The organism is Maritimimonas rapanae (assembly GCF_057837205.1).
In genome coordinates this window covers 613,727-637,454 of sequence record NZ_JBYQFI010000001.1, presented here as the reverse complement: position 1 = coordinate 637,454, position 23,728 = coordinate 613,727, and the positions used below count along the sequence as shown (strand labels likewise).

The following is a 23,728-nucleotide window of genomic DNA, read 5'->3' as shown; positions in this document are numbered from 1 at the left end:
TCGAAAACAACCAAATTATGGAAAAACAAAAATTACCTCATTCTCAATCTGCACTTATACTAGGAATATTATCAATTGTAACAGCTTGTTGTTGTAATGGATTACCTGGTATAGTATTAGGTCTTATCGGAATGAATGAGGCCAAAAAAGCTAAAGCATTGCATGATGAAGATCCGGATGTGTATGACGGTATAAACAATGCAAATACTGGTAGAATTACATCTATTATAGGATTGGTTTTAGGTATCTTGATATTATTGTATACTATATATTTTATTTACTCTGTCGGTGGAATAGATGGCTATATGGAAAAAGTAAATGAAATGATGGAACAATATCAATAAATGTAAAAGGCCAGCTTAAAAGCTGGCTTTTTTTATACTTCTAAATTCTTATCGTAAGGTATAGATTTTAGAACATGTTGTATTGCTGCAATACGAGCAGTAGTTTTTCTATTAGCTTTTATGATCTTAAAACGAATACCCCCATTGATATTATCAAACATCTTCTTTTTGTAATCTGTATAAACATCCCAGAGCTCTTGTGCTCTTTCATCAACCGGTGTCATTTTCCATTGCTTTAACGGATCATTTTTAATATCTTCAAAACGTTTTGCTTGTTCTCTTTTTGATATTGACATATATATTTTGACCAAACGAATACCAGATTCGGTAATCATTCGTTCAAAATCGTTCACCTGATTCATAAAAATCTCATATTCTTCTTGAGTACAAAATCCGTTTACCGGTTCAACTACAGCACGATTGTACCAACTTCTATCGAAGAAAACAATCTCTCCTGCTTTTGGAAACTGATTGACATATCGTTGAAAATACCATTGAGTTTTTTCCTCTTCAGTTGGCTTAGGTAATGCTACTATTCTAAAGTGACGTGGATTGATACGTTCGGTCATTCTTCGAATCGCTCCACCTTTACCAGCAGCATCTCGACCTTGAAACAAGATTATTATACGCTCATTATTTTGTATAGCCCATGTTTGTAGTCTTATTAACTCAACTTGAAGTCTTGCCAAACGTCTTTCATAATCTACATAGCGGATTGCTCTTTGTATATTATATGGTTTACGAGAAATTAATGCTAATAATCCTTTTTTAGAATTGAGTTTTTTAACCTCTATTTCATCCAAAACAAATCTTTCCATAATTAATCAATTTGACGAGATGAACGGTGATAACGCATTACTATATTTGGATCTGGAAATAATGTAGTTGAAGCTGTTTCTTTTCCATCATAATTAAATCTAGATAATACATAGCGCATACTTTCTAAACGAGCTATTTTCTTATCATTAGCTTGAACTATCATCCAAGGGCAATAGGTTGTATGCGACTTGCTAAACATTAATTCTTTATACATTGTATAACGATCCCAATACTCTTGTCCTTTTTTATCGACTGGACTAAACTTCCAACGCTTTAATGGATTATCGATACGAGCGTTAAAGCGTTCTAATTGTTCTTCTTTAGATATTGAAAACCAAAATTTTATTACATAAACACCATCTTCATACAACATATGTTCAAAATCTGGTACTTGTAACATGTATTTATCATATTGCTCTTCTGTACAAAAACCCATAACAGGTTCAACTACAGCCCTGTTATACCAACTTCTATCAAAAAAAACGATTTCGCCAGGATTAGGTAATTCTTTAATATAACGTCTAAAATACCATTGCCCCTGTTCAATCTCAGTAGGTTTATTTAGAGCTACTGTACGAGATGTTCTTGGATTTAAATGTTCTATAAATCGACGAATTGAGCCTCCTTTACCAGCGGCATCTCTTCCTTCGAAAATAACAGCAACACGTTTTTTATTATTAACAATCCATTGTTGAAGTTTAACCAGTTCTACTTGGAGTAATTTTAATTCACTCTCATAATACATACGCCTGTCTAACCAATTAGCATGTACATCTTTTTGCTTTATTACCTTAAGTAACTCAGCATTAGAATTAATTGAGTTAAACTCTTCTAATGTTATTTCATTTTTAATAACTTCTTCCATTAAGAAAATTAATCTTTTTTACAACCGTTTCTACGTCTAGTGTCAATTAAATATATAATCTTCCATTGATTATCTTGTAAAAATAATTGAAAAGAATTTACACCACAATGACTAAAGTCATTGTTTAAAAAAAACTCATAAGGTGTCCATACATTAGCCATATTACCATCTACTTGTATAGTATAAGATAGTAGTTTCTCTTCCCAAATATCTTCAGGCTTCTTATTTGCAATAGAATTTAAAACTTTATTTATATCGTCAGTACGTAGAATAGATTTTCCTTCTTTATTCTTATAAGCTGTTTGTAAAATCACATTTTCAGCTAAAGTACTTTTTAGTGTAAGAGTATCACCATTTTGTAATCCTTTAAAGAAAATGCCGATAACTTCTTTAAGTTCTTTTTCTTGATTATTTTGTGCGGAAATATTTACTGAAAAAGATAGCAGCATAATAGCTGCTATCATTGTTTTATAATAAGTTCTCATTTAATTACTTTTCAAATTCAGAAATAGTATTAATAATAATTGATATACAATCTTCTAATTGTTCTTCGTTAATCACCAATGGTGGAGCAAAGCGAATAATATTGCCATGTGTTGGCTTTGCTAGTAAACCATTATCGCGAAGTTTGATACAAATATCCCAAGCGGTAGAACTATCTTGAGAATCATTAATTACGATTGCATTTAGTAAACCTTTTCCTCTAACTAACCTTACTAAATTATTAGTTTCTGAAAACTTTGCTATTCTATCTCTAAAAATTTTTCCTAAACGTTCTGCATTTTCAGCTAAGTCCTCTTCTTCTACAACTTCAAGAGCAGCTATTGCAACTGCAGCTGCAACAGGATTACCTCCAAAAGTAGAACCGTGATTTCCAGGTTTAATAACATCCATAATATTGTCATTAGCTAAAACTGCTGACACTGGATATGCTCCTCCTGAAAGTGCTTTCCCTAAAATTAAAATATCAGGATTAACATTTTCGTGATTTACAGCTAATAACTTACCAGTACGTGCAATACCGGTTTGAACCTCATCAGCAATAAATAAAACATTATACTTTTCACATAAAGCTTTTGCTTTTGCCAAATAACCTTCACTTGGTACATAGACACCTGCTTCACCTTGAATTGGCTCTACTAAGAAACCAGCTATATTAGAATTATTTTCTAATGTTTCTTCTAAAGCTTGCAAATTGTCGTACTCTATTTTAATAAATCCTTTTGTAAAAGGACCAAAATTCTTACGTGCTACCGGATCATTAGAAAAAGAAATAATTGTTGTTGTTCTACCATGAAAATTATTTTCACAAACAATTATTTGTGCTTCATTTTCTGATATACCCTTCTTTTCGTAGGCCCATTTTCTACAAAGCTTTAAAGCAGTTTCAACAGCTTCAGCACCTGTATTCATTGGTAGTAATTTATCGAAACCAAAATATTGGGTTGCAAATTTTTCGTATTTACCGAGCATATCATTATAAAATGCTCTTGATGTAAGGGTTAATGTTTCTGCTTGACTTGTCATTGCTCCTACAATCTTAGGATGACAATGCCCTTGGTTTACTGCAGAATAAGCTGATAAAAAATCATAATATCTTTTTCCTTCAACATCCCAAACATATACACCTTCACCTCTACTTAACACCACAGGTAGTGGGTGGTAATTGTGCGCTCCATACTTGTTTTCTAAATCAATCGCTTGTTGCGAAGTTAATTGGTCTAAAACAGCCATTTTAATAAAGTTTTAAAGTGAATAAAATAACCATTCCTTATCTACCTTTATCCTTTCGAAGTGTTCGAAAATTCAGCGTGGGAAAGAAATCATCCCTATATTTTAAGCTAATTTCGGAAATTTTCTAAATATAAAGAAAAATCCTACCAAAACTAGTGGAATACTCAACCATTGCCCTGTATTTAATTGAACACCTAGATCGATCCATTCTTCAAGCCCACCTTGCCATTCTTTAAAAAATTCAACAACAAATCGTATCGACCAAAGAAGCACCATAAATAGTCCAAAAAGAAAACCTAAATTTTGCTTTTTATCAGTTTTCCAGTAGACATACCATAAAATAGCAAAGGTTAATATATAACCCAAGGCTTCATATAACTGTGTAGGATATCTATTAGGCACTTCAGCCAATACTTCTTTAAAACGTGAACTGTTTGCTATTAGGTCATAAGCCTTTTCTACAGATTTAGCACCAGTTTTACTTATTGCCTGATATTCACTAATATCATTTCTAATAAATTTAAAACCAAAGTCAGACCCAGTGGGTTTGCCAACAATTTCTGAATTGAATAGGTTTCCTAATCGAACTAATGCAGCTATTAAAGCAGAAGGAATTACCATTCTATCTAATATCCATAATAATGGTTTTTTTAAAATCTTTTTACTATAAAAATACATGGCTAAAATAATACCTATTATGGCCCCATGACTTGCCAAACCCTGAAAACCTGTATATTCAAAAGGGTTTGTTTTAAAAGGTAAAAATACTTCAGCTAAAGTATAATCTTCTTCATAAAACAAGTAATGGCCTAGTCTAGCACCTATTAGCATTGCTAATATTGAGTAAATAAATAAAGGATCTAGCTTGTCCAATGAAATACCATCTTTTTTATAGATATGTTTCATTATTTGTAAACCTAAAATAAAACCCAATACATACATTAAACTGTAGTATTTTATAGGGAAAGAGCCAAGTTTAAATAGGTCTGGATTAAAATTCCAATCAATTGCTAATAACAAATTCATGTATAAAATTTAGAGCCGTAAATATAGGTTTTATAAACGAAAAGCTAAAGTTAAGATATCGCTAAGAAGGTTATTGTTTGGGTTTACTTTTTGGTTCTGGTACTGGATCATACCCTTTACCTCCCCAAGGATGACAACTACCTATTCGTTTTATAGCTAACCAACTTCCTTTTAATAATCCATGCTTATCTAAGGCTTCAATGGTATAATGCGAACATGTAGGTGTATATCTACAACTGGCTGGTAAATACGGGGATATAGCTGCTTGATAAAAGCGAACAAGTAATATAAAAGGATATGTTAGAAAACGTTTAATTGACAGAGAAGGTTGTACCATCCTTACCATCTTTTAATTGAATACCAAGTTCTAGCAATTCATCTCTAATTTTATCAGATAAAGCCCAATCTTTATTTGCACGAGCATCATTACGCATACCAATCAGCATTTCAATAACACCAGAGAGTTTATCAGAATCATCTTGTACAGAGACATTTTCTAACCCTAGCACATCAAATATAAAAGCATTCATTGTATCGATAAACTCTTTTGAGTCTTCAGTATTCAAAGTGGCTTTGCCCTCCTTTAATTGATTAACATATTTAACCCCTTCGAATAAATGAGCAATTAATATAGGCGTATTGAAATCGTCATTCATGGCATCATAACATAATTGTTTCCATGCTTGAATGTTAATAGAAGATGTACTTGAGTTTGATAAATTCTTTAAATCATTTACTGCATTCATCAACCTATTATAACCTTTTTCAGCAGCTTCTAAAGCATCGCTTGAAAAATCTAAAACACTTCTATAGTGTGCTTGCAACATAAAAAATCTTGCAACTGTTGCTGAAAATGGCTTACTTAAAATATCATTATCACCAGAAATAATTTCGCCAGGTAAAATATTGTTGCCTGTCGATTTTGCCATCTTCTTACCATTTAACGTCAACATATTGCCGTGCATCCAGTAACGAACTGGAGAAATTTCTTTATTAGCCTGCGCTTGTGCTATTTCACATTCGTGATGAGGAAACTTTAGATCCATTCCTCCTCCATGAATATCAAACTGATCACCTAAATATTTTGTACTCATTGCGGTACACTCTAGATGCCAACCAGGGAAACCTACTCCCCAAGGTGATGGCCATCGCATTATATGTTCTGGTTGTGCTTTCTTCCATAAGGCAAAATCTTGTGGATTTCGCTTTTCAGATTGCCCATCTAGTACTCTTGTATTGTGAATGGCATCCTCTATATTTCTTCCACTAAGGATACCGTAATGCTCTTTTTCGTTATACTTTAAAACATCAAAATATACTGATCCATCTACCTCGTAAGCCAATCCTTTATCTACAATAGTTTTTATAATCTCTATTTGTTCAACTATATGCCCTGTAGCTGTTGGTTCTATACTTGGAGGTAAAAAATTAAATTGTTGCAACACATTATGAAAATCTACAGTGTACTGTTGTACAACTTCCATAGGTTCTAATTGCTCTAAACGCGCTTTCTTTGCAATTCTATCTTCGCCAACATCAGCATCGTTTTCTAAATGGCCAGCATCTGTTATATTACGCACATAGCGAACTTTGTAACCTAAATGTTTAAAATAGCGAAAAATCATATCAAAAGACATGAATGAGCGAACATTACCTAAATGTACATTGCTATATACTGTTGGTCCGCAAACATACATGCCAATATAACCTTCAATTAAAGGCACAAAGTCCTCTTTTTTGTTACCTAACGAATTATAGATTTTAATTTGCTGACTCTTGTAAAGCTCCATTAATTATTCTTATTTAAGAGCCGTAAAGGTAACAACATTTTAGTAACAAAAAAACCGCCATAAAGGCGGTCTTTGGCTAATTTTTGAACCAAACTATTTTGGAAAACTCATAGAACCATAACGAACATTCATATTGAATTTTGCATCTTTTGGAGCTCTTATAACTATGTGTCTTTTAATTTTTACATTATCTCTTTTCTTAAGGAATGATTGTATTTCTTTACGTTGTTTTTCTCGTGCTTCTTGACGTTTTACTAATGCTAATTTGCGTGCTTCAATCCTTTCCTTTGTTCGCTTTTTAAATTCTTTATTTCTTTCCTTCATCTCTTCCTTACGCTTTTCTAAAGCTTTCTTGCTTCTTTCATAAGCTTTCTCTCTAGCTTCTTTAGATCTCTTTAGAGCCTCTTTAGATCTTTCTAAAGCTCTCTCTACTCTTTCAGCAATTACTTCTGCACGTTCTTCTTCATCATCTGTTGAAAAATCCCAATTATAAACCGATTTGTTACTTCCTTTTTTAGATTTAATTGAAATTGAATTTTTACTTACTGTTACATCAGCATTTTTACCTATTAGATCTTCATTCTCTTTTTTCCAACGTTCTAAATAACTTTTATCTTTTTTATATGCATCATAATCAAACTTAGAAGGCATAGGCGGTAAATCTGGTATTACAATATTTAGTTCTGGTAATTCTGGAAGTTCTGGGAGTTCAGGTAACTCTGGGATCTCAGGAATAACAAAATCTATAGAGTCTAAAATATCTAAACCTTGTATAGAAATATCTGGCATTACAAATGTAAATCCATTTTTACCGTCAGATTTTTTATGAAAAATATCATAATCGGGCGAATCGAAATTAAAAGAGCTAATGTCTATAAAACTATTAGAATGAGACTTTACATGAACTTTACTAGAGTTTCCATAAGCCTCAAACTTCCACTTGTCATAAAACTCATCGCGCATTTTGTTATCAATCTCTTCTCCTTCTACTTTCATAAAAGCTTCAACTACAACTTCATTTTTATCCCAAGTAATAATTTCAATATCAGTATGACGCGTATTTATATCTATTACTACGTCTGATTTTACTTTAAACTCCTCTCTAAAGTCTTTCTTGTTTTTTTGCGCGTTGCCAGTAAGTATAAAAGCTACAACTAGTAAAGCGACTAATTTAAATTGTATTATCTTCATTTTTAATGTCATTTCTTGTTTTTAATTCATTTAACTGATCTTTTAATTGCAATAATAATTGCAGGCGAAGTTGAAGATTGGTTATTAAAGCATTTATAGTTTTTTCGTTAATTCCGTTTTCAGTCAATTCTTTATTTAGTCTCTTATAATCTTCATCTAGTTTGCCAATTTTTTCTAAATAATCATCTAATAACTTTTGATTTTCTGGTGTTTCTTCTAAACTAGCCAATTCATAATTTATGGCCGATAAATAATAATTTTCAACCTTCTGCATTTCAGGAGAAATACTACCTAAACTTGCAAACTTAACTTCTGGTGTTTGTTCTATCTGTTCAATAGGTTTATCAGTATTCAAAGCAAAGTATCCTAAACTTACTAGTAATACTAGCGATGCTGCAATCTTTAAAAAGAAGAAACTACTCGTCTTTTTTGGTTTATGTAATTCTGACAATCTACCTTCGAACCGTTGTCTATGATCTTTAGGAAGTTTTAATTGATTATGCTCAGCATCCTTTATTATCTCTCTTATATCTTTAGGCATAATTATATTGTTTTAATAGTTCTTTTAATTTATTTTTTCCTCTATGTAATTGCGACCTCGATGAAACCTCAGAAATATTTAATATTTGCGAAATTTCTTGATGATCATATCCTTCTAATAAAAATAGTTTTACAACTACTTTATATTTTTCTGGTAATTGATGAATAGCATCTTTAATATTATCTATTGTAGTACTATCATCTACTTCCCAATTATCTTCATCAGCTACCTGCATTTTTTGATTATTAATAGAAACAATTGTCAGTTTCCTTTTCTTTAACCAATCTAAACATCGGTTTATCACAATCCGCTTCAACCAGGCTCCAAATGAAACTTCTCCGCTAAAAGCATCCATGTTCTGAAAGGCTTTTATAAAAGCTTCTTGCGCCATGTCTTCAGCAACAGCGACATCTTTCACAAAATTATAGGCTGTATTATACATCGCAACACAATACATGTCATACAATTGTAGCTGTGCTTTTTTATTATTTTTCTTGCATTCGGAGATCAAACGAGATTGCAAAAATTTAGTTTGGCTCATGTTCTATTTTTGATTCTATTCTAAATACGACGAATAACATCTTGCGTTGCACTTTTCTAAATATTTTTATTATAAATTTACATTTTATCGCTTTCGCGGAATGAATAAACGATCAAAACATACAAGTGCTTTGCATGAAATTGAAGGAGTAGATCAACCAAAATCAACTGATTCATCCTCTATAAATAGGGTAAAATTAAGTAGAAATAAACTTCCGAACACTAAAGAATTTATAGAACAAATTTTACAAGGAGATCGAACTTATTTAAGTCGCGCAATTACTTTAATTGAAAGTACAAATTCTAAGCATAAACAACAAGCATCTGAAATTATATCGGCTTGTCTACCATATTCAAATAAATCCATTAGAATTGGAATTACTGGCGTACCTGGAGTGGGTAAAAGCACTTTTATAGAAGCTTTCGGTAAACATCTAACAGGTTTAGGTAAAAAAGTAGCTGTACTAGCTGTAGATCCTAGTAGCTCAATTAATAAAGGGAGTATTTTAGGTGATAAAACTCGAATGGAAGCATTAGTAAAAGATGAAAATGCTTTTATACGCCCATCACCTTCTGGTGAATCTTTAGGGGGTGTAGCACAAAAAACAAGAGAAACCATTATACTTTGTGAAGCAGCTGGTTATGATACCATTATTATAGAAACTGTTGGTGTTGGTCAGTCTGAAACAGCAGTACATTCTATGGTAGATTTTTTTCTACTTTTAAAATTAGCTGGTGCTGGCGATGAGCTACAAGGTATTAAGCGCGGTATTATAGAAATGGCAGATGCTATTGTAATTAACAAAGCAGATGGCGATAATAAAAAAGCTGCAAAATTGGCAAAAACTGAGTTTGCTAGAGCCCTGCATTTATATCCATTAAAAGATAATAAGTGGCAACCAAAAGTGGCTACTTGTAGTGCTCTAAAAAATGAAGACATCGATACTGTTTGGAAAATTATTGAAGATTATCTAAATCTAACAAAAGAAAATAATTACTTCATCGAAAAGCGGAACGAACAAAATAAATATTGGTTGCTAGAAACTATTAATCAGCGTTTAAAAGAAGAATTCTACAATAACCCACAGGTTAAAAAGGAACTAAAAAAACAATTAGAGAAAATTGAAAATACTCAAATCACCCCTTTTGAAGCTGCTAAAACACTATTGACTTTATCAAAAAAATAGACGAACTTCGTTATCAGTCGCTAAATGGAATTAAAACTCCGCTTAGCTTAACGTTGTCAGCAATCCCAATAAATTTGGCACTTAAAAGTTTTATTCTTGGTCTTGACTTTCGTCCACAATTTCTATAATAAAAATTAGATCTGTATTTGGTGGTATAGCCCCAGAACCTTGAACACCATATCCTAAATGTGAAGGAATAAATAACATCGCTTTATCACCATAATTCATATTTAGCATACCTTCTCTAAAACCAGGTACTAATGTAGCTTCCTCACTATAAACCATTTGAAATGGATTATATAATCCTGCAGCTTCTTTACTAGGGTTAAACTTATTCATCTTTTTGGCTAACTCGAGGTAACTGGTATCAAACAAATTACCATCCGTAAAGTAGCCTGCATAATTAATACGAACGGTTGTTCCTTTTTTAGGTTTTATACCAGTACCTTCTTTAATAATCTTCATTTTTAATCCAGAAGGAAGAGATTGTGCACTTGTTTTATTTAATTCTACTTTTTTTAAAAAATTAGCTTTTAACTTAGCTAGCTCTTCATTTTTAATTCTAGTCTTCTCCTCTAAACTGGCAAAATATGTTGTAAATACTTTTGTAGCATCAAACCGATTTGCTTCTTCACCAACTCTTAGAATATTTATCTTGTTCATTTTATCACCAACTTCGATGCTATCTACCACATTTTGCCCTTCCACTACTTGTCCAAAAATGGTATAGCCACCATTTAAACTCGGATATTCTACATGCGTTATAAAAAACTGACTTCCATTAGCATCTCTACCACTATTAGCCATAGCTAAAACCCCAGCTTTATCAAACACAAATAATTCTGTAGTATCATTTTTTTTAGGATGCTCGTTTTCGAATTTATAACCAGGCCCACCTGTTCCGTTTGCATTTGGGTCACCACCTTGAATCATAAAATCAGCTACTACACGATGAAAAGTTAATCCGTCGTAGAATCGTTTCCCTTTGTATTTATCTTGTACATACATGTTACTACCCTCTGCCAACGAAACAAAATTTGCAGTTGTGATAGGTACGTTTTTATACTCTAATGATAGTAAAATATCGCCTTTACTTGTTTCTATGTCTGCATACAACCCATCAGGCAAATCTTTATATTTTGCTTTATTACATGACAATAAAGTGATATTTAAAATCAAAAAAATAATACTTAATCTACTCATTATTAAAATATTAATTCTCAACTATTTTCTTTAATGTAACTGTATATTTTAAGGGCTGATTTCCACCTATTTTTTGATACCCAGCATAACCATAGGCTTTGTGAGAAGGGAATAGAAATGTTATTGTTTCACCTTCTTTCATTAACTTAATAGCATCTTGTAAACCTGTGATCAATTCTTGCTTATCTACCACATAGCTACGCTCGCCCAGTTCTTCTTTAGCATAGATTTGTTTTCCGTAAATATCTGCAATTTCGTATTCATAAATTACCTCATCACCTTTTACAGGGAGTTTAGTTTTAAGAGAATCTCTAACTTTGTAGTGATACCAAAAACCATTTAATGAGGCTATATAATTGGTTGTTGAATCTTCTTTCATTAAGCGAAGTAATTCTTCCTCTTCTAGCTTGTTGATCGTTTTATTTCGTTCTATTGATTCTTTTAAAAATGTAGATGTTTTACGAACTAAAGGCTTTCTTGGTTTTGGTTGAGCACATCCTATCATTAATAAAACTACTACTAAAATTAAGCTATTCTTCATATGACTCTTGTAATTCTTTTTTATACTCTGGTACAATTTTCAAAAATTTATCGACGGTATCCTTCAAACTTAATTCACTTCTTCCGCCAGCCGCGTTATCATGTCCACCTCCATTAAAATGATTTCTAGCAAATTTATTAACTGAAAATTTCCCTTTAGAACGAAAAGATATTTTAATAATACCTTGTTTTTGATCTTCTATAAAAATAACAGCTAAAACAATTCCTTTAAGTGATAATCCATAATTTACAAATCCTTCAGTATCCCCTTTTTTAAAGTTATATCTATTCAGTTCTCGTTGAGACACAGTAATATAAGCTGCTCTGCAATCATTTATGGTTTTTAGATTTCTTAAGGCAGTTCCTAATAGCTGTAATCTATTGTAAGAATTAGTATCGTATAAACTATTATGAATTTTGGTATGTTCTATACCTCGGCTCATTAAATCTGCAGCGATATTTAATGTTGTTTTAGTGGTTGACGGATATTTGAATGAACCTGTATCTGTTAGAATACCTGTATATAAACACGTTGCAATATCTGCATCAATTTGATCTAAAACATCTAATTTATCAAATACATTGTATACCATTTCACTGGTAGATGACATAGAAGCATCTGAATATGTGATTGCTGCATAATCGTCAGGTTGCTCATGGTGATCTATCATAATGTATTTAGCATCCGCTTTTTCTAAAACCTGTTGCATATCATTCCCAACGCGATGTAATGCATTAAAATCTAAGGTAAAGATTACTTCTGCTTTATCAATATAATCTTTTGCAACTTCAGTTTGTTCTTCAAAAACAACTATATCTTTTTGAGACGGTAGCCATTTTAAAAATTCGGGACAATCATTTGGTGAAACAACTGTAGCATTTATTTCATTCTTTTTTAAATAATGATATAATGCTAAACAAGATCCATAAGCATCGCCATCAGGATTTCTATGTGGTACTATTACTACGTCTTTAGATACGGAAAGTAACTCTTTGAAGTCTTTAATTTGATCTGAATTCATTGCTTGCGAATATACAATAAATTAAAATCTATATAAATTGATTTTATTAATATACAGAGTAAAATATTAATACTAAGATAATTTTGGTAAACCATAAAATACGCTATTTTTGCACAGAATTTTTCAAAAGATTATAATGACAACAAATAGAACATTTACAATGCTTAAGCCTGATTCTGTTGAAAAAGGTAATATAGGAGCAATTTTAGAAAAGATAAATGCTGCTGGTTTTAGAATAGTAGCTATGAAATTAACGCAAATGACTAAAAGAGATGCTCAAGCATTTTATGCAATCCATAAAGAAAGACCTTTCTTTGGCGAATTAGTAGAATATATGACGCGTGGGCCGATAGTTGCTGCTATTTTAGAAAAAGATAATGCCGTTGAAGACTTTAGAGCTTTAATTGGTGCTACGAATCCTGCTGAAGCTGCCGAAGGAACTATTAGAAAAATGTTTGCTGAATCTATTAGTGAAAATGCTGTTCATGGTTCTGACAGTGATGAAAATGCTGCTATAGAAGGCGCTTTTCACTTTTCTGGAAGAGAACTATTTTAATAAAGATTTTAACTTAAGATATGGAAGCCTGCTTTTTAGCAGGCTTTTTTATTTTAGAGACTTAAAATACTCTTTAAGTATTTTATCATTCAATTCTTTAGGCGTATTGATCTCTAAAAGTTTTGGTTGATTTGTAACATCATAAAAATCTTTTAGTTTTTGTTTCAAATCTGCCTCGTTAACTGCACATTCGTAATCAAATCCGAACATAGTGCATAAATGTGATGCATTTAGTTTATGTTCAGTTTCAAAATAATCTATAGCATCAGTAGAAGTTGGCCCAGGAATAAATCTAAAGATACCGCCTCCATCATTATTTATTAAAATAATTCTGAAATTACTTTTAATATATTTATTCCACAACGCATTACTGTCGTAAAAAAAACTAATATCGCCAGTTATAAAAACAGTTTGGTTATTGTTTACTAAAGCTGCACCGATAGCTGTTGAAGTACTTCCATCTATACCGCTTGTTCCTCTATTACAGAAAACTTCTAATGTTGAATTTACATCAAACAGTTGCGTGTACCTAACTACTGAACTATTACCCAATTGTAACATTACATTATCTGGAATTGATTTTAAAACTATATCAAAAACCTTTAGATCAGAATAATTAGTTTTTGCTAAGTAATCTTCATGTTTATTGACTCTATCTTGTTTTAAAGACATCCAATTACTTCGGTAGTTACTATCAACATCTTTAACTAATTCTTTAAACTCATTAAAGAATATATTTGGGCTAACTTTAAAATATTTACTTAAGCAGTGAAAAGTGTTTAAAGCTTTTTTCTGATCTATATGCCAATGATGTTTTGGCTGATACTTTCTTAAAAATTGTTTTATTCTTTTAGAAACTACTAATCCACCCAGCGTTAATAAAACATCTGGTTGTAATTGTTGAAACTCTTGCTCATTTAAAGACATTATCAATTTATCAATACCATTAATAACATTTACATGATTAAGATTAGAAGTGGTTTCAGTAAAAATTAAAATCGATTTATCATCAGCCAAAGAGTTTATATGATTTTGAAGCTCTTTATTAGGGAAATTAGATCCAACAAGTATCATCTTTTTATTGGAAGCATTCCATATATCGGTAAATTCTTTTAGCTCTTCTTTTGAGATTAAATCATTACTTTGTTTTCTTTTAGGATGAATCTCTTTAACGGATAATTCTTTTGTAGTTTCATACAAAGGTTCATTAAAAGGTACATTAATATGAACTGGGCCATTTTGCTGAACTGCAGTTAAAAGTGCTTCTTCAATTAAAGAAGAATTAGCAGATGAATAATCATCACTTTCAACCAAATTGGCATTAAATAATGAGTGATTCTGAAATACATTTTCTTGCCGAATGGTTTGCCCATCACCAATATCGATCAAATATCTTGGACGGTCAGCCGAAATGACTACTAACGGAATATCGCTATAAAAAGCTTCCGCAATAGCGGGATAATAATTTAATAGTGCTGAACCCGAAGTACAAACAAGGGCAACAGGTTTTCGCTTTTGCTGAGCGATTCCTAAAGCGAAAAATGCTGCACAACGTTCATCTACAATGCTATATGTTTTAAAATTTTGATGACTTGTAAATCCTATAGTTAAAGGAGCATTTCGTGAACCAGGAGAAATTACAACATCCTCAATATGATAAGCTGCACAATAGGAAATAATAAGTTGAGCCAGTTCTTTTTTAGGGTAACTCATTAATTCTATTTAATACCATATTTATCGAACATATAAATGATAGAAGCCATAGAAGCCGCACCTAATTCTAGCTCGCGCTTATTTACTTTATCGAACGTATCTATTTCTGTATGATGATAATCAAAATAGCGTTGAGAATCTGGTCGTAAACCTAAAATAACGTTATCATCTTTCTTTAAAGGACCAATATCTGCTCCTCCGCCTCCTCTTGCAAAAATATGTAGGTTATAAGGCTTAAAAAGATGTGACCAACCTAGAACTTGTTGGTAATTGGCATCATTACATGTAAACCCAAAACCTCTAGGCGTAAATCCACCAGAATCTGATTCTAGAGCTACGATATGTTTTTCATTCTTCTCTTTAGCAACTTTTGCGTACTCTTTACCACCTCCTAATCCGTTCTCTTCATTGGCGAAAAGCACAACTCTTAATGTTCTTTTAGGTCTAATTTTTAATTCTTTAAACAATCGGATAACTTCCATAGACTGCACTACACCAGCACCATCATCATGAGAGCCATCACCAACATCCCAAGAATCTAAATGCCCTCCAACCACAATAATTTCTTCAGGAAATTCTGAACCTTTTATTTCACCAATCACATTGTAAGACTGTGCGTCTGGCAAATTTTTACAATTTTGTTTAAAATAAAATTTAAGTTTTAGTTTCTCCTTCTGCTTAAGAAGTGTGCTTAATAAATCTGCTCCATTTGTACTAATAGCTGCTGTAGGTATTTTTTCAGCTTCAGTATTTTCTCCATAACTCATCACACCAGTATGAGGGTGATTATCGATACTTAGATTCATAGAGCGTACAATAACTCCAACTGCACCATATTTACCTGCTACTCTAGCGCCGCTATAGCGTTGATCTACACTAGCACCATAAGCTCGCATGGTTTCAATCTTATCTGCAGGCATAGGCCTATTATAAAAAACAATCTTTCCTTTTACTTTCTCACCTAATTCTTCTACTTCCTTTAAACTCTTTACCTCTATTACCTCAGCTTTAACACCATCATTTGAAGTTGCTATTGATCCTCCTAAAGCTAATATTGATACTTCATAGTTGCCAAAATTCGTTTCAATTCGAGCTTCCTCTTTTTCGCCTCTTACCCAATGTGGTACAGTAACAGGTTGCAACCATACCTTGTCTAATCCTAATTTATCTAATTCAGCTTTTGTCCAGGCTACAGCTTTTTTATCGCCCTCAGAGCCAGATAATCTATGCCCAATTCTGGTAGAAAGGTATTGAAGCCATTTGTAACTTTTCCCGTTAAGGAGTGATTCATTAAATATTTTTTTAATCTCAGCAGAATCTTGTTTAAATTGATTTGTTTGAGCGGTGACTGTTAGGCAACAAAAAATAATTGCTAGTTTTAATATAAGTTTCATAAATGTAATTACTCGTTTTCTAATTGTTTTTTGAATTCGGTTAGCTGACTTCTAGTTTCTGCATCAAGTTCGGGTTCTTTAATATCTCTATATTGCTTAAGTGTATCTACTATTGTCTTAGCAACTATTAATCTGGCCGTAGGTTTATCGTCTGCAGGAACAATATACCATTGCGCATGTTTTTTTGAAGTTCGATTTAATAAATCTTGATAACACTCTTGATACTTATCCCATAATTTTCGTTCTTTTAGATCTCCAGCAGAAAATTTCCAATTTTTTTCTTTAAGATTAATTCTACGTAATAATCTATTCGCTTGTTCTTTTTTTGAAAGATGTAAAAAGAATTTTAAAACTATGGTGCCATTTTCGGCAATATGCTTTTCAAAATTATTAATGTGCTCCATTCTTGTATGATAAAAACTATCATCTAGATCTTTCACACTTTTTACAGAAGGAATATTCTCTCCCATAATATAACCTGGATGAACACGAGTAACTAAAACATTTTCGTAATGTGTTCTGTTAAAAACACCTATTTTACCTCGCTCTGGTAAAGCTATATAATGACGCCATAAAAAATCATGTTTTAACTCTTTATCTGTAGGTACTTTAAAACTATACACTACCACTCCACGAGCATTAACGTCTTTAAAAACTTCACGAATTAAACTGTCTTTACCCGCAGTATCCATTCCTTGCAAGCAAACTAGCATACTGTATTTACCATGAGCATACATTCTATCTTGTAATTCGCTTAGCTCTTTACGTAAGGTTTTTAACTTCTTTTTCGCATCATTATTAACCTCTTTAGTAGCTATTTTCTTTAAGTCAACCTTCTTATCAACTCTGTATTTATCTGTGCTCATAAATTGTAAAAATGAAAGCTAAAGATATAAATAATACCTTTTCTTTTATTAGAAATATCTATACAATTTCTTGAGCTAAACAAATTAAAAATAATTCTTTTATAGTATGAAAAATAAGACAGTACTAATTCAGGCAAGTTCAAGAAGTGATGGTGACACTAATACAGTTATAAACTATCTAAATTTTAATGAGCAATTTGATATTATAGATCTTAAAACTAAGAATATTAGTCATTACGATTATGACCATAAAAATAGAAATGATGACTTTCTTACATTAATGGAAGAGATTATTAAATCTTATAACACTATCGTTTTTGTTACACCCGTTTATTGGTATAGCATGAGTGGCATCTTAAAAGTATTTTTTGACAGGATATCTGATTTACTAACCATAGAAAAAGAACTTGGGAGACAATTACGAGGTAAAAATATGGCTATGATAAGTGTTAATAATGCTAATGATCTAAAAGAAGGTTTTGAAATGCCCTTTGTAGCGTCTGCTGATTATTTAGGGATGCATTATTTAGGTGATATACATACTTGGGTTGAAAATGGAAAGATCAACAGTGAAGTTAAAAAAATAATTGATGCCTTTAGAGCGTTAATTTAACTTGATTCTTAACTTCTTTTCGGCTAACTTCGCTTATCGACCGATATAGCTCATTGAAACGGAGCCATATCTAAACATTGTATGCAATTAAACCCAACCATCAAAAATAGAAGAAACATCAAAATATGAGTAGTTCAAGACCAACCAAATCTATTGAGGAATTAATAACAATGTATGACAACGGAAAGCTACTTCTTCCTGAATTTCAAAGAGATTTTAAATGGCCTTTAGAAAAATCTGAAACCTTATTTGATTCTATTTTTAAGGACTTATTTATTGGCTCTTTAATTCTTTCGAAACCACAATTTGATTTAGCCTGTAAAAAATTGGATTTACGAGAAAGAGGCTCAAAAAAAAGAAGACCAATTCCAGAAAAATATACAGAACAACAATTTGAGATAGATGATATTTACACCATTTTAGATGGGCAACAAAGAGCTACTTCTATTTACAGAACTCTTAAAGGACCAGATGTTGTAAATCTTTTATTTAAAGATGTCGACACACTATTGTCAGACGACTACTATGATTATGAGAATAAAAAAATAAAAGTCAGTTATGACGAGTATGTAGATGGTTTTGATTCAAGCAAACCAGACGAAAAGACTTTGTTTATTAGTCTAAAAGATTTATACGAAGCGAGAAATAATAGAGAAACACCTTTTTTAGATGAATACATAAACCCAATTCTTGATACTTTTTCTTTAGACAATGAGAAAAAAGAAGTACTTCGAGATTTTGCAATCCAGTTGAAATCCGATTTTAATTCTTCGATTCTCAAACAGAAAACTTTAATTTCAGTTCAATTACTTGATATGAGCATTGAAAAATTCTGCTTATACTTTGAGCGTAGTAACTCACAAGGTTTAACACTTTCTTTTACTGATATTATAACAGCTAAAGTTTATACAGAATTTAATTTGCGAAGTGAGATTGATAATGCTGTTAAAACACATACTTACTTTAATGAGAAATTAGTAGATTCATCAGTAAGATATATAAATTATGTTGCCAACGATGCAGTAACAAAAAAATCCATTTTAAAAGATTTAAACGGTTCGCATTTTAATAAATACTGGGCAGATACTGTAAAGGATTTATCTACAATACAAGGTTGGCTAATTGAAAATAATTGGTTGTTTAATGTTGAGCAAATCCCTTACAAAACTATGCTCTTACCAATTCTATCGTTTTACCAAAACCTAAAGCATAAAGAATTTTCTCAAGCAAGTCAAAAACAACTTGATTTGCTTAAATTTTGGTTTTATGGCTCAATTTTAGACACAAGATATGGAGGTGCAAGACACGGTTCAACCAATGTCGTTATTAAAGAAGATTGTGACATAATGAAAAATTTAGCACAAAATAAATTTCCAGATAAAACATATTGGCAAAAAATCAGAATTGATTATTCATTTGACGAACTCAAAAAAATAGATAGTAAATCAAATGCAAAATTTATGGCTCTGAATTACTATATGTGGAGCAAAACACCATTTAAAAACCTGAATAATTTTGCAGATGTTAGTTTCAATGAAAAAGTAGATGTTCATCATATTTTCCCATCAGATTATATAGAAACTGAATTTGGTAAAGATTCAGCAGAATTTGATTTTTCAGACACTATTTTAAATAAAGTTAGGATTAACAAAATTGAGAATATCAAAATCAGCAATAAACCACCAAAAACTTACTTGGGCGAATTAAAAACTAAAAATTCCAACATTAAACAATCATTAAGTACACATTACATTGGAGATACTGAAAAGTTAATTAATGGAGATTATGATTTAGACTATTTCGGATTTTTAAAGAACAGATTCGATGCGATTGAACCATTATTACTGGAATTAAAAAATGCGAGTGAAAAATTGAGTTCTGGAATATCGGACAAAATATGGAAAAAATAACTGCATACAACAACGTATAAAAACAATAGGGCAATTGGTGCTTAACCCAATATTCACAGCACTTTTAGAGGTCGCCAAATTTTTAAATTTGGCTTATTGAGAAAAAAGATAATAATTAAAATTTAAAAATTCGGCTTGTGTCTAACCGAATGGTTCGTCGTTTTTTCTGCCCTACTGTTCTTATACACGACCGATAAGCGAAACTCTAAAATAAGCTATCATCCTTTCTTTTCTTCTTTTATCTCATTCCATACTTTAATAGCATCATCTTTAGCAACTCCTTCTTTAATTTCTACATGTATACCATCACTTACACCTAAAGTCACGTCTTTTCTATCAAAGCCTTCGCCATTTTTCACCTCAACATAAGGTGCTTTTGTGTCTTTATCAAATTGCACCAAAGCTTCTTTAATAGCTAAAACGCTATCTGCTCTTGCTAAGATAATAGAAGCATTGGCACTTAAACCAACACGTACAAAAGTGGTGTCTTGTTTATTTAGTGTTCCTTTTATTTCAAATTGGATAGCGCCATTTTCTAACTTTCCTTTTGGGGCTATATAATCTAATACTGCATCAAATTTTGTGTTTTCAACTGCACCAACAGTAATTTCTAATGGTAAACCTTCCTTTATTTTACCTACATCAGATTCGTCTATTTTACCTTCAAAAATCAACTTATTTACGTCGGCCAAAGAAGCAACGGTTGTACCTTCATTAAAATTATTAGCTTCAATTACTTGATTACCTACTTCAACCGGCACCTCTAAAACCATACCCGAAACTGTTGCTTTTATTAATGTGTTAGCTGCGCTACCCAATCCTCTCGTTGAACCTGTACGCACAATATCGTAACTTCTATTTGCTGCATTATAATCTTGTTGAGCTTGCTTGTAGCTAACTTCTGCATTTTCGAAATCTTGTCTAGATATTACTCCTTTTTCAAATAACGATTTTTGACGATCGAAATTAAGCTTCTGGTTATCTAAAGCAATCTTATTGGTCTGAATCTGATTTTTTGCATTATTTAATGATGTAAGGTTAGGTATCACCTTAATTTTTGCAAGTAGATCTCCTTTCTTTACCATATCACCCCCTTTAACATATACTTCTTGAATAACACCAGAGATATTTGGCTTTATTAACACTTCTTCTAGTGGTAAAATGCTTCCTGTAGCAACAGTTTTTTTAACAATAGATTGCTTAGATGGTTTCTCGGTTTTATAAACCACCGGGTCTTCAGCATTTTTTGAATACAAATAATACATCGCCCCTGCAAATGTGACAACAATAAAAATTAATATAAATATGGTTACTGATTTTTTCATTTTAGTCGTTTCTAGTTTTGTTATTAATCTGTTCTTAAAGCTTCTATAGGTCTTATCTTAATAGCGTTTTGGGCAGGAATAAAACCTGCTAATAATCCTGAAATAATTAATATGGTTAGAGCAATTGACACCACACCAATATTCACACTTGGGTTTGCAAACATATCTACAGGTCCGCTACTTTCTAATGCCATGTTAATTAAATAAATAAGTAAGGATGAAAATACGATACCTGCCATACCAGAAATAATAGTTAGAAATACAGATTCAGTTAAAATCTGACTTCTAATGTTCCATGGTGATGCACCTAAAGATCTTCGAATACCAATCTCTTTAGTACGTTCTTTTACAACAATAAGCATAATATTACTCACACCAATGATACCCGATAATAACACCAATGTCCCTACAAAATAGGCGATTACTCTTATGGCTACAAAAAGGCGTTGAACACGACTATATTCTTCGTGCAAATCAAAATGACCAACGGCTCTTTCGTCATCTGGATGAATTTTATGATTTTTTCTTACAATATCGAATATCTTCTTTTTCATATCAGTAATTGGTTTACCATCAACAGCAGTTATAGCCATCCATCCTACTCTATCTGCCTTATTAAATGCTTGAGAAAAAGCTGTGAAAGGAACAAATACTTGTTTTTGATCTTCTTCTCCATCGCCACCACTATTCTTCTTTTTATAAGTGCCAATCACCATAAAATTGACACCTTGAATCTTTATATAGCTTCCTAAAACTTCTTCTTCTTTTTCATACAATTCATTTCGTACACCTTCACCAATTATTGCAACTTTTCTATTCTGGTTGATATCATTATAGTTAATAAATCTACCAGAAGTGATATCCATAGGTTCTTGTTTAATAATTTCAGGATAATCTCCATACACATCATAAGCTCCCGTTTTAATACCTCGCACTACATTATTAGAGCCATTAAAGCCACCTAACTGATTTCTTGGTGATACATATCTAAGATCAGGAACATTTCGTTTAATATCCTCTACATCAGAAAGGCGATAACTAAAGCGTCTATCTTTAGGCATACCTTGATAGGCTTTTGTAGCAGTTCTAGTCCACATAAACATGGTATTTGTAGCTGTGTCACCAAACTCCATATTTACACCATTTTCAAATCCTTTACCCGCTGCCAGTAAAATGATTAATATAAATATCCCCCAGAACACACCAAAAGCTGTCAATACAGTTCTAAACCAGTTACCTGACAATACTTCGATTATTTCTTTCCAGCGATCTCTACTAAACATATTATTCGTCTCTAAGGGCTACAATAGGTTGTACTTTTGCTGCACGCCATGCAGGGAAAAATCCTGCTATTGCTCCAGCTATTATTAATAAAACAACCATAGTCATGGCTATTGAAAAATTTACTGTTGGGTTCGATATATAATCTACCTCAACATTGGGACCAACGATTTCTAACAAGCCCATGCTAAATATTAATCCTGCAAAACCAGAAATTGCCGTTACAAAAATTGCTTCATGCAAAATCATTCCTACAATCGACCAAGGCTTAGCGCCTAAAGCCTTACGAATACCTATTTCTCTAGTTCTGTCTTTTACTATAATGAGCATAATATTACTCACGCCAACAACACCAGCAATAATCGTACAAATACCAACAAACCAAAAAAACATAGCAATATTATTTGTTAAAGTAAAATAACGCTTTGCTTCCTCTTCCGCACTATAAACATTTATTGCACTATTGTCATCTGGTGCAACCTGATGGGTCTTTTTTAAATATGTTTTTAGTTTTTCAGTAAACTTATTCGCAGCAAAAACGGATTCGTCAAATGTTTCCTGTGGGGTTAAAGTAAATGACATATTATTCAATTTATTCTGCCCATTAAAAACATTTTGTGCGGTAGTCATTGGTATATATACTCTATTCTCTTCTCGTTCACCACCTTCATCAGCATACACACCTATAATTTTAAAATTGATTCCAGAAAGTTGTAAATATTCATTTAACGGATTTTCAACTTTCTTCATCATCTCTCTTTTGATCTTCTTACTGATCACTACCACTTTTAAACCAGCATCCATATCTAACTGATTTAAATAGCGACCAGAAATCATTTTCATATTTTCAATCATTTGATAATCAGGGCTCACACCTTGAATACCATAAGAACCTGATTCTTGCTTATAATTTATGGATACTCCTCTTACTCTAAAAACACCAGATTTATATTCTAAATCTTCAGCGAAAGCGTTATTAGAATATTCAAAATTTTCATTTTTTAATTGGATGGTTCTACCAGGATTTAAGCCATTATGTTCTTTAGTAGTTACTTGAGTCCATACCCAAACGCGATTTGTAGCGTCTGCTTCAAACTCTTTTTTAATACCATTTTGGAAGCCTTGACCAAAGCCTAATAAAATTACAAGGATAAATATACCAGAAGCCACAGAAAGCCCAGTTAGGAAAGTGCGCAACTTATTCTTACGAATAGTATCAAATATTTCTTGCCATCGATCGATGTCGAACATTTGTGATCTATTTTGGT

Annotated in this window: 24 protein-coding genes; 5 read left to right on the top strand and 19 right to left on the bottom strand. The window is 31.9% G+C overall.

Features of this window, described 5'->3' with window-relative positions:
* The first annotated feature begins 17 nt into the window (after positions 1-17).
* A complete protein-coding gene (locus AC3IF2_RS03030; RefSeq protein WP_489165547.1) occupies positions 18-344 on the top strand; it encodes a CCC motif membrane protein in 327 nt (108 codons plus the stop codon).
* Between the two features lie 32 nt (positions 345-376).
* On the opposite strand, the gene ppk2 (AC3IF2_RS03025) is transcribed toward AC3IF2_RS03030, so the two are convergent.
* From ppk2 (AC3IF2_RS03025) to AC3IF2_RS02980, 10 genes are all read right to left on the bottom strand, one after another.
* Entirely contained in the window at positions 377-1,162 is a 786-nt protein-coding gene (gene ppk2, locus AC3IF2_RS03025; RefSeq protein ID WP_489165546.1) for a polyphosphate kinase 2, read from the bottom strand.
* Between the two features lie 2 nt (positions 1,163-1,164).
* Complete coding sequence (ppk2, locus tag AC3IF2_RS03020; protein ID WP_489165545.1) at positions 1,165-2,028, bottom strand: polyphosphate kinase 2; 864 nt, start codon at positions 2,026-2,028, stop codon at positions 1,165-1,167.
* 8 nt (positions 2,029-2,036) lie between these two features.
* Complete coding sequence (locus AC3IF2_RS03015; RefSeq protein ID WP_489165544.1) at positions 2,037-2,513, bottom strand: nuclear transport factor 2 family protein; 477 nt, start codon at positions 2,511-2,513, stop codon at positions 2,037-2,039.
* Positions 2,514-2,517: 4 nt separating this feature from the next.
* On the bottom strand, positions 2,518-3,762 hold the full coding sequence (gene rocD / locus AC3IF2_RS03010) for an ornithine--oxo-acid transaminase (RefSeq protein ID WP_489165543.1): 1,245 nt from the start codon (positions 3,760-3,762) through the stop codon (positions 2,518-2,520).
* A 102-nt stretch (positions 3,763-3,864) separates the two neighbouring features.
* Complete coding sequence (gene lgt / locus AC3IF2_RS03005; RefSeq protein ID WP_489165542.1) at positions 3,865-4,788, bottom strand: prolipoprotein diacylglyceryl transferase; 924 nt, start codon at positions 4,786-4,788, stop codon at positions 3,865-3,867.
* 70 nt (positions 4,789-4,858) lie between these two features.
* Entirely contained in the window at positions 4,859-5,125 is a 267-nt protein-coding gene (gene yidD / locus AC3IF2_RS03000; RefSeq protein ID WP_489165541.1) for a membrane protein insertion efficiency factor YidD, read from the bottom strand.
* Positions 5,100-6,578, bottom strand: coding sequence for a cysteine--tRNA ligase (cysS, locus tag AC3IF2_RS02995; RefSeq protein ID WP_489165540.1), 1,479 nt, complete (start codon positions 6,576-6,578; stop codon positions 5,100-5,102). Before cysS ends, yidD begins: the two co-directional genes overlap by 26 nt.
* 93 nt (positions 6,579-6,671) lie before the next feature.
* Complete coding sequence (locus AC3IF2_RS02990; protein WP_489165539.1) at positions 6,672-7,769, bottom strand: hypothetical protein; 1,098 nt, start codon at positions 7,767-7,769, stop codon at positions 6,672-6,674.
* Positions 7,750-8,310, bottom strand: a complete 561-nt coding sequence (locus AC3IF2_RS02985) for a hypothetical protein (RefSeq protein ID WP_489165538.1) — start codon at positions 8,308-8,310, stop codon at positions 7,750-7,752. Before AC3IF2_RS02985 ends, AC3IF2_RS02990 begins: the two co-directional genes overlap by 20 nt.
* Positions 8,303-8,851: an RNA polymerase sigma factor gene (locus AC3IF2_RS02980; RefSeq protein WP_489165537.1), complete on the bottom strand. Its 549-nt coding sequence runs from the start codon at positions 8,849-8,851 to the stop codon at positions 8,303-8,305. Before AC3IF2_RS02980 ends, AC3IF2_RS02985 begins: the two co-directional genes overlap by 8 nt.
* Before the next feature lie 100 nt (positions 8,852-8,951).
* On the opposite strand from AC3IF2_RS02980, the gene meaB reads away from it, so the two are divergent.
* The gene (meaB, locus tag AC3IF2_RS02975; protein ID WP_489165536.1) at positions 8,952-10,037 is read left to right on the top strand and encodes a methylmalonyl Co-A mutase-associated GTPase MeaB; all 1,086 of its coding nucleotides are present in this window, start codon (positions 8,952-8,954) and stop codon (positions 10,035-10,037) included.
* Positions 10,038-10,127: 90 nt separating this feature from the next.
* Here the strand turns inward: meaB and AC3IF2_RS02970 are convergent, their stop codons facing one another.
* From AC3IF2_RS02970 to AC3IF2_RS02960, 3 genes are read right to left on the bottom strand one after another with little or no spacing between them, the layout of a single operon-like run.
* Entirely contained in the window at positions 10,128-11,240 is a 1,113-nt protein-coding gene (locus tag AC3IF2_RS02970) for a peptidylprolyl isomerase (RefSeq protein ID WP_489165535.1), read from the bottom strand.
* Between the two features lie 10 nt (positions 11,241-11,250).
* Positions 11,251-11,781 (bottom strand): gliding motility-associated peptidyl-prolyl isomerase GldI, encoded by a 531-nt coding sequence (gene gldI, locus AC3IF2_RS02965; protein ID WP_489165534.1) that lies wholly within the window; start codon positions 11,779-11,781, stop codon positions 11,251-11,253.
* A complete protein-coding gene (locus AC3IF2_RS02960; protein ID WP_489165533.1) occupies positions 11,771-12,802 on the bottom strand; it encodes a DHH family phosphoesterase in 1,032 nt (343 codons plus the stop codon). Before AC3IF2_RS02960 ends, gldI begins: the two co-directional genes overlap by 11 nt.
* Before the next feature lie 136 nt (positions 12,803-12,938).
* On the opposite strand from AC3IF2_RS02960, the gene AC3IF2_RS02955 reads away from it, so the two are divergent.
* Positions 12,939-13,358, top strand: a complete 420-nt coding sequence (locus tag AC3IF2_RS02955; protein WP_489165532.1) for a nucleoside-diphosphate kinase — start codon at positions 12,939-12,941, stop codon at positions 13,356-13,358.
* A 48-nt stretch (positions 13,359-13,406) separates the two neighbouring features.
* Here the strand turns inward: AC3IF2_RS02955 and menD are convergent, their stop codons facing one another.
* From menD to AC3IF2_RS02940, 3 genes are read right to left on the bottom strand one after another with little or no spacing between them, the layout of a single operon-like run.
* The gene (gene menD, locus AC3IF2_RS02950; RefSeq protein WP_489165531.1) at positions 13,407-15,071 is read right to left on the bottom strand and encodes a 2-succinyl-5-enolpyruvyl-6-hydroxy-3-cyclohexene-1-carboxylic-acid synthase; all 1,665 of its coding nucleotides are present in this window, start codon (positions 15,069-15,071) and stop codon (positions 13,407-13,409) included.
* Between the two features lie 5 nt (positions 15,072-15,076).
* On the bottom strand, positions 15,077-16,465 hold the full coding sequence (locus AC3IF2_RS02945; RefSeq protein WP_489165530.1) for a M20/M25/M40 family metallo-hydrolase: 1,389 nt from the start codon (positions 16,463-16,465) through the stop codon (positions 15,077-15,079).
* 8 nt (positions 16,466-16,473) lie between these two features.
* Positions 16,474-17,331 carry a PPK2 family polyphosphate kinase gene (locus AC3IF2_RS02940; RefSeq protein ID WP_489165529.1) on the bottom strand — a complete coding sequence of 286 codons (858 nt, stop codon included), beginning with the start codon at positions 17,329-17,331 and terminating at the stop codon, positions 16,474-16,476.
* A 106-nt stretch (positions 17,332-17,437) separates the two neighbouring features.
* On the opposite strand from AC3IF2_RS02940, the gene AC3IF2_RS02935 reads away from it, so the two are divergent.
* Together AC3IF2_RS02935 and AC3IF2_RS02930 are read left to right on the top strand one after the other, a co-directional pair.
* Complete coding sequence (locus AC3IF2_RS02935) at positions 17,438-17,944, top strand: flavodoxin family protein (protein WP_489165528.1); 507 nt, start codon at positions 17,438-17,440, stop codon at positions 17,942-17,944.
* A 125-nt stretch (positions 17,945-18,069) separates the two neighbouring features.
* On the top strand, positions 18,070-19,854 hold the full coding sequence (locus AC3IF2_RS02930) for a GmrSD restriction endonuclease domain-containing protein (protein ID WP_489165527.1): 1,785 nt from the start codon (positions 18,070-18,072) through the stop codon (positions 19,852-19,854).
* A 218-nt stretch (positions 19,855-20,072) separates the two neighbouring features.
* Here AC3IF2_RS02930 and AC3IF2_RS02925 read toward each other — a convergent pair whose 3' ends face one another.
* From AC3IF2_RS02925 to AC3IF2_RS02915, 3 genes are read right to left on the bottom strand one after another with little or no spacing between them, the layout of a single operon-like run.
* Complete coding sequence (locus AC3IF2_RS02925; RefSeq protein ID WP_489165526.1) at positions 20,073-21,179, bottom strand: efflux RND transporter periplasmic adaptor subunit; 1,107 nt, start codon at positions 21,177-21,179, stop codon at positions 20,073-20,075.
* A gap of 23 nt (positions 21,180-21,202) precedes the next feature.
* Positions 21,203-22,462: an ABC transporter permease gene (locus AC3IF2_RS02920; protein WP_489165525.1), complete on the bottom strand. Its 1,260-nt coding sequence runs from the start codon at positions 22,460-22,462 to the stop codon at positions 21,203-21,205.
* Position 22,463: 1 nt separating this feature from the next.
* On the bottom strand, positions 22,464-23,711 hold the full coding sequence (locus AC3IF2_RS02915; protein WP_489165524.1) for an ABC transporter permease: 1,248 nt from the start codon (positions 23,709-23,711) through the stop codon (positions 22,464-22,466).
* Positions 23,712-23,728 lie beyond the last annotated feature (17 nt).